General features: G+C 68.9%; 4 protein-coding genes. 3 read left to right on the top strand and 1 reads right to left on the bottom strand.

The window, feature by feature from the left end:
• Positions 1-2046 (bottom strand): 4-alpha-glucanotransferase (gene malQ / locus G6023_RS11685; protein ID WP_182635623.1); only part of this gene is annotated, 2046 nt, incomplete at its 3' end.
• Between the two features lie 137 nt (positions 2047-2183).
• Here malQ and G6023_RS11680 point away from each other — a divergent pair.
• From G6023_RS11680 to G6023_RS11670, 3 genes are all read left to right on the top strand, one after another.
• A complete protein-coding gene (locus G6023_RS11680) occupies positions 2184-3395 on the top strand; it encodes an acetyl-CoA C-acetyltransferase (protein WP_096905959.1) in 1212 nt (403 codons plus the stop codon).
• A 37-nt stretch (positions 3396-3432) separates the two neighbouring features.
• Positions 3433-5622 (top strand): 3-hydroxyacyl-CoA dehydrogenase NAD-binding domain-containing protein, encoded by a 2190-nt coding sequence (locus tag G6023_RS11675; protein ID WP_132063576.1) that lies wholly within the window; start codon positions 3433-3435, stop codon positions 5620-5622.
• Between the two features lie 235 nt (positions 5623-5857).
• On the top strand, positions 5858-6259 hold the full coding sequence (locus G6023_RS11670) for a MaoC/PaaZ C-terminal domain-containing protein (RefSeq protein ID WP_241504786.1): 402 nt from the start codon (positions 5858-5860) through the stop codon (positions 6257-6259).
• Positions 6260-6416 lie beyond the last annotated feature (157 nt).

Genomic DNA, 6416 nt, shown 5'->3' with positions numbered 1-6416 from the left:
ATTCGGATACTCATCCGACGTCCCCGGAACATTCACCGCACGGCGATCACCCACGAGATCCGCCACCGACACGGCGAACAACAGCGACGGCGACTCGGCCACGAATCGATGCAGTGCCACGACCAGATCATCGGGGGAGTCCCCGTCGAGCAGGCCACGCTCCCGCACGACAGCAGTGAAGGCCGAGATCTCGGCCTCGGCACCACGACGTTCCTCGGCGCTGTCGCCCGTCAACTGTCCCAACTCCTCGCGGATATCCACATGGACGAGGTCGGCGTAGCCGGCGGTCGGCGGGAGATCATGGGTCGTCACCGACGCCATACACAGCCGTCGATAGTCCTCAGGCGGGATCGGGGCGTCCTCGTCCTGCTCGAACCACATCACGGACGTGCCCAGGATCCCGAGCTCGGACAGCGTCTCGCGGACCCCCGGGGCCACCGTTCCCAGGTCCTCGCCCACCACGACCGCGCCGGCCCGTGACGCCTCGAGTGCGAGAACTCCGAGCATCGCCTCGTGGTCATAGTGGACATATGTGCCCTCGGTCGGAGCCGCGCCCCGGGGAATCCACCACAGCCGGAACAGGCCGAGGATGTGATCGATCCGGACGCCGCCTGAATCCCGCAATGCCGCGCGGACGATGTCGCGGAAGGGACGGTAGCCCTCCTCGGCGAGGGCGTCCGGACGGAGCGGCGGCTGCGACCAGTCCTGACCGCGTTGGTTATAGGCGTCCGGGGGAGCACCCACCGAGACCCCACGGGCCAGTGAATGGTGGAGCGACCACGCATCGGCGCCCGTGGGATGGACCCCCACCGCCAGATCGTGCAGGACCCCGAGACGCATCCCCGCGGCAAGGGCCTCGCGCTGGGCGTGCGCCCGCTGCTCCGCGACCAACCACTGCAACCACAGGTGGAAACGGATCTCTTCCGGATTCTCGTCGGCGTAACCCGCGACGGCCTCCGAGCCCGGATCCCGGAGTTCCTCCGGCCAGGTGGACCAGTCGGGGCCGTGGTCACCGGCCAGCGCGGACCACGTGGCGAAGCCCAGAATCCCGGGCTGCTCATCGACGAACCGGTCGAACGAGTCGGCCCGGGCGCGAGCCAGCGGGACCATGAACAGGATGCGCAACGCCTCGAGCTTCGCGGTCCACGAACTGTCGCGATCGATCGTGTCCACAGTGTTGGTCGCAGCCGCGGTGCGGGCCAGGTCATCCACGCGACGGCGGTCGGCGACTGACAGGGCGGAGTACTCCGGCACGAGCTCGGGGCGCAGGTACAGGGGGGAGGCGAACCGGCGGGTCGTCGGGAGATAGGGCGACGGACCGACCGGCACGAACGGCTCACCCGCATGCATGGGGTTGACCAGGACGAAGTCCGCGCCGAAGTCGCGGCTCGCCCACCCGGCGAGGTCCCCGAGGTCGGCCAGATCGCCGACGCCCCAGGATTGTTCCGACCGGACCTGATAGATCTGTGCCGCCAACCCGACTGCACGGTGCTCCTCGAGTCCGGCGGGCACGGGGATCGCGCGGGGATGGACTAGCAGGGTGCACTCACTGGAGTGGCGGGTGCCGTCCGGGGCTCGGACCACTGCGGTGACGCGATGCCATCCGACGGGCAGATCATCGGGGACCGCCAGAGTGACCCGCTCCATCGCCACCCCGTCGACATCCCGGGCGATCCGGGGTTCGTCGAGGGGGAGCAACGTCGACGGCACGTCGGCGTCCTCGAGAAGGACCTCGACATTCACGATCGCGCCGCGCGGGACGTGGACCGGGCACCCGATGGCGGTGCCCTCACGCGCCACCAGCGTCGGTGGCAGCACACGTCGCCAGGGGCGCAGACGAACAGCACCGAGTGCCTCACGTTCGGAGACGCCGCCCTCGTCGTCGTCGTCGCCGCCGACCTCGACGCCCATCGCGGCGAGCACCGCGCGCAGGGTCGAGGCCGGGACCTCGCGACGGACGCCGTCGGCGTCCTCGTAACTCGATGCGACGCCGCAGACATCGGCGAGCTCGGCCAGGGCAGGGGATACGGCGTGGTTCTCGGTCACGGGACCCACTGTGCCACCGGAGCGAGCCCAGTGAGTCTCGTGCAGAAACGGACCGCAGTCCGAACCGTCCGGTGGGCACAGCGTAGTGTGAAGCGGAACACGTATCAGCTCGCCCAGAGAAAGGCCGTGGACCACCCATGACCGAGGCATTCATCTACGACGCCATCCGGACTCCGCGAGGCAAGGGCAAGCCTGGCGGCGCCCTGCACGGGGTCAAGCCGATCGACCTGGTCGTCGGCCTCATCGAGGAGATGCGGCGTCGCTTCCCCGATCTCGACGAGAACCGGATCTCCGACATCATCTACGGGATCGTCACCCCGACGGGGGATCAGGGCATGGACCTGCCGCGGATCGCCGCGCTGGCCGCCAAGATGCCCGACACCGTCGCGGGTGTGCAGATCAACCGTTTCTGTGCCTCCGGTCTGACCACGATCAACATGGCAGCGCAGAAGATCCGTTCCGGGTGGGACGAGGTCGTCCTCGCCGGTGGTGTCGAGTCGATGTCCCGGGCGCCGATGGGCTCCGACGGCGGCGCCTGGGCTCTGGACCCGGCCACCAACTACGACACCTACTTCTCCCCGCAGGGGATCGGCGCCGACCTCATCGCCACCCTCGAGGGGTTCACCCGCGAGGACGTGGACCGCTACGCCGAGCGCTCGCAGCGCCTGGCCGCCCGCGCATGGGAAGAGGGGCGCTTCGCCAAGTCCGTCGTGCCCGTCAAGGACATCAACGGCGTCACCATCCTCGACCATGATGAGCACATGCGCCCGGGCACCACCGTCGAGGCCCTGGCCAAGCTCAAGCCGTCCTTCGCCATGGTCGGCGACATGGGCGGATTCGACGCGGTGGCACTGCAGAAGTACCACTGGGTCGAGGAGATCAACCACGTCCACCACGGTGGCAACTCGTCCGGCATCGTCGACGGCGCCGCACTCGTGGTCGTCGGATCGGAGAAGGCCGGGCAGGAGATGGGCATGACCCCGCGCGCCCGCGTCGTCGCCGCGGCCACCTCCGGTGCCGACACCACCATCATGCTGACCGGGCCCACCCCGGCGGCCAAGAAGGCGCTCGCCACCGCCGGCCTGACCCCCGACGACATCGACCTGTGGGAGCTCAACGAGGCCTTCGCCTCCGTCGTGCTGCGCTTCCAGAAGGACATGAACATCCCCGACGAGAAGCTCAACGTCAACGGCGGCGCCATCGCCATGGGGCACCCGCTCGGCGCGACCGGCGCGATGATCACCGGCACGGTGCTCGACGAGCTCGAGCGCACCGGCGGCAAACGAGCCCTCATCACCCTCTGCGTGGGTGGCGGCATGGGCGTGGCCACCATCATCGAACGCGTCTGACCCGCACCGACACCACAGGCATAGGAGTAGAAAACCAGTGAGCGAAAACATGTTCCGGTGGGAGCAGGACGGCGACGGCATCGTCACCCTCACCATGGACGACCCCGACCACGGCGCCAACACGATGAACGCCCGGTTCATCGACGACTTCTCCGCCACCGTCGACCGCATCGAGGCCGAGAAGGAGTCCATCAAGGGCGTTGTGCTGACGTCCGCCAAGAAGAGCTTCTTCGGCGGCGGCGACCTCAAGTCCATGATCAAGGCCGGTCCCGACCAGGCCGACGAGCTCTTCGAGCGGTCCATGAGCATCAAGGGCCGCATGCGCGCTCTTGAAACCTGCGGCGTTCCGGTCGTGGCCGCCCTCAACGGCGCGGCCCTGGGCGGTGGCCTCGAGCTCGCGCTCGCCTGCCACCACCGCGTCATGGCCGACGCCCGCGGCGCCAAGGTCGGCCTGCCCGAGGTCACCCTCGGGCTGCTGCCGGGCGGCGGCGGCATCGTCCGCACCGTCCGCATGTTCGGCCTCGCGCAGGCCGTGCCCAACATTCTCATGTCCGGCCGGTCCTTCGCCCCGGACAAGGCTCTCAAGGCCGGCCTGGTCGACGAGGTCGTCGAGCCCGAGAAGCTCCTCGACGCAGCCAAGGCCTGGATCAAGACCGACCCCGAGGCGAGCCAGCCGTGGGACCGCAAGGGCTGGACCCTGCCCGGCGGCACCATCAGTGACCCGGCGCTGGCCGGCGTCCTGCCGTCGTTCCCGGCGAACATGCGCAAGCAGACCAAGGGCGCACCCTCCCCGGCACCGCGCGCCATCATGGCCGCCGCCGTAGAGGGCTCGCAGGTCGACTTCGCCACCGCCGAGAAGATCGAAGCACGCTACTTCGTGTCCCTCGTCACCGGCCCCATCGCGAAGAACATGATCCAGGCGTTCTTCTTCGACATGCAGCACTGCTCCTCGGGCGGGGCCCGGCCCAAGGCCGCCGACGGCTCGGAGATCCCGCGCACCCAGTTCACGAAGGTCGGTGTCCTCGGCGCCGGCATGATGGGCGCCGGCATCGCGTACGTGTGCGCGAAGGCCGGCATCGAGGTCGTGCTCAAGGACGTCGAGCAGGCCTCCGCCGACAAGGGCAAGGCGTACTCGGAGAGCATCGAGGCCAAGGCCCTCGAGCGCGGTCGCACCACGCAGGAGAAGTCCGACGCCCTGCTCGCCCGCATCACCCCCACGACAGACCCGCAGGCCCTGGCGGGGTGCGACCTCGTGATCGAGGCCGTCTTCGAGTCGCCCGAGCTGAAGAAGAAGGTGTTCCAGGAGATCGAGGACATCGTCGCCCCCGACGCGCTGCTCGGCTCCAACACCTCGACCCTGCCGATCACCGACCTCGCCACGGGCGTCAAGCGGCCCGAGGACTTCATCGGCCTGCACTTCTTCTCGCCCGTCGACAAGATGCAGCTGGTCGAGATCATCAAGGGTGACAAGACCACCCCGGAGACGCTGGCCAAGGCGATCGACCTCACGCTGGCCATTCGCAAGATCCCGATCGTGGTCAACGACTCGCGTGGCTTCTACACCTCACGGGTCATCGGCACGTTCGTCAACGAGGCGATCGGGATGCTGGCCGAGGGCATCGAGCCCGCCACCATCGAGCAGGCCGGCCGCATCGCCGGCTACCCGGCGGCCCCGCTGCAGCTGTCCGACGAGCTGAACCTCAACCTCATGGTCAAGATCCGTCAGGCGACCCGCGACGCCGCAGAGGCCGCTGGTGAGGAGTTCGTCCCCGACGCCGTCGACCAGGTGATCCTCAAGATGGTCGAAGAGCTCGAGCGTTCCGGCCGCGCCGCCGGCGCCGGGTTCTACGAGTACGCCGACGGCAAGCGCGCCGGATTGTGGTCGGGTCTCCGCGAGGCGTTCAACACCTCCCCGGACAACGCACCCCCGCTCCAGGATCTCATCGATCGCATGATCTTCGCAGAGGTCCTCGAGACGCAGAAGTGCGTCGACGAGGGCGTGATCGTCGACGACGCGGACGCCAATATCGGCTCCATAATCGGCATCGGATTCCCGGCGTGGACCGGCGGCACCCGCCAGTACGCCAAGAACTACTCCGAACCGGGGGCCAAGATCGCCACCGGGTACAAGGGTTTCGTCACCCGTGCCGACGAGCTGGCCGCCAAGTACGGTGAGCGCTTCTCGCCCACCGAGTCGCTGAAGAAGCTGGCAGCCGAGCAGGGCTGACCTCCTCCCACACGGCCCGTACGGCGGTCGTCCCGGGGATACCGGGGCGGCCGCCGTACGAGCATCCCGGCGCGTGCGAACGCCTCTCGGTGTCGCGGAACGTGTGCACCACCTCGCGCGGGAGGGCGTTCGGGGCCGTTGTCCCCATGGCCGATTCGCAGAAAGGGAACGCGAGATGTCTGGGCTGATCACAGCGGACGATCTGCACAGTGGATATCGGATCCGACTCGGGGAGATGACCCTCTCGGAGGAGGAGATCGTCGACTTCGCGTCCGAGTGGGATCCCCAGTGGTTCCACACGGACCCGGCCGCCGCTGCGACCGGGCACCACGGAGGCGTGATCGCCAGCGGCATCCACACCCTGGCGATCCTCCAGAAGCTCAGCGTGGAGGCGTTCTACTCACGGTCGGCCGTGATCGCCGGGCGCGGATTCGACCGCCTGCGCTTCACCGCCCCGGTGCGTCCGGGCGCCACGCTGAGTGGCACGGCCACCGTGACCGAGGTGAGCCTCGACGAGGCGAGGGGGCGGGTTGGGATGGACATCGAGATGCACGATCAGGACGCGCGGACCGTCCTCACCGCCACGATGACGGTGTTCCTGTGGCGCCGCGGCCACGGTGGCGCCGCCGGCGGGTGACGGCGGGGCCGGACCCGAACCCGATCCGCGCGAGCGCGTGGAATCCGGCGTCAGCCGCGCTCTGCGGCGACCCGGCCCATCCGCACGAACGCCTCGGTGAGCAGCTCTGCGGAGCAGGCGAAGTTCGCCCGGGCGAAGCCCTCGCCCTCCGTGCCGA

Origin of the sequence: Dietzia sp. DQ11-71, assembly GCF_014144995.1 — a bacterium.
Lineage (GTDB): Bacteria > Actinomycetota > Actinomycetes > Mycobacteriales > Mycobacteriaceae > Dietzia > Dietzia kunjamensis.
Note: the sequence above shows the minus strand (reverse complement) of the source record. Positions and strands in the feature narration are given on the sequence as shown.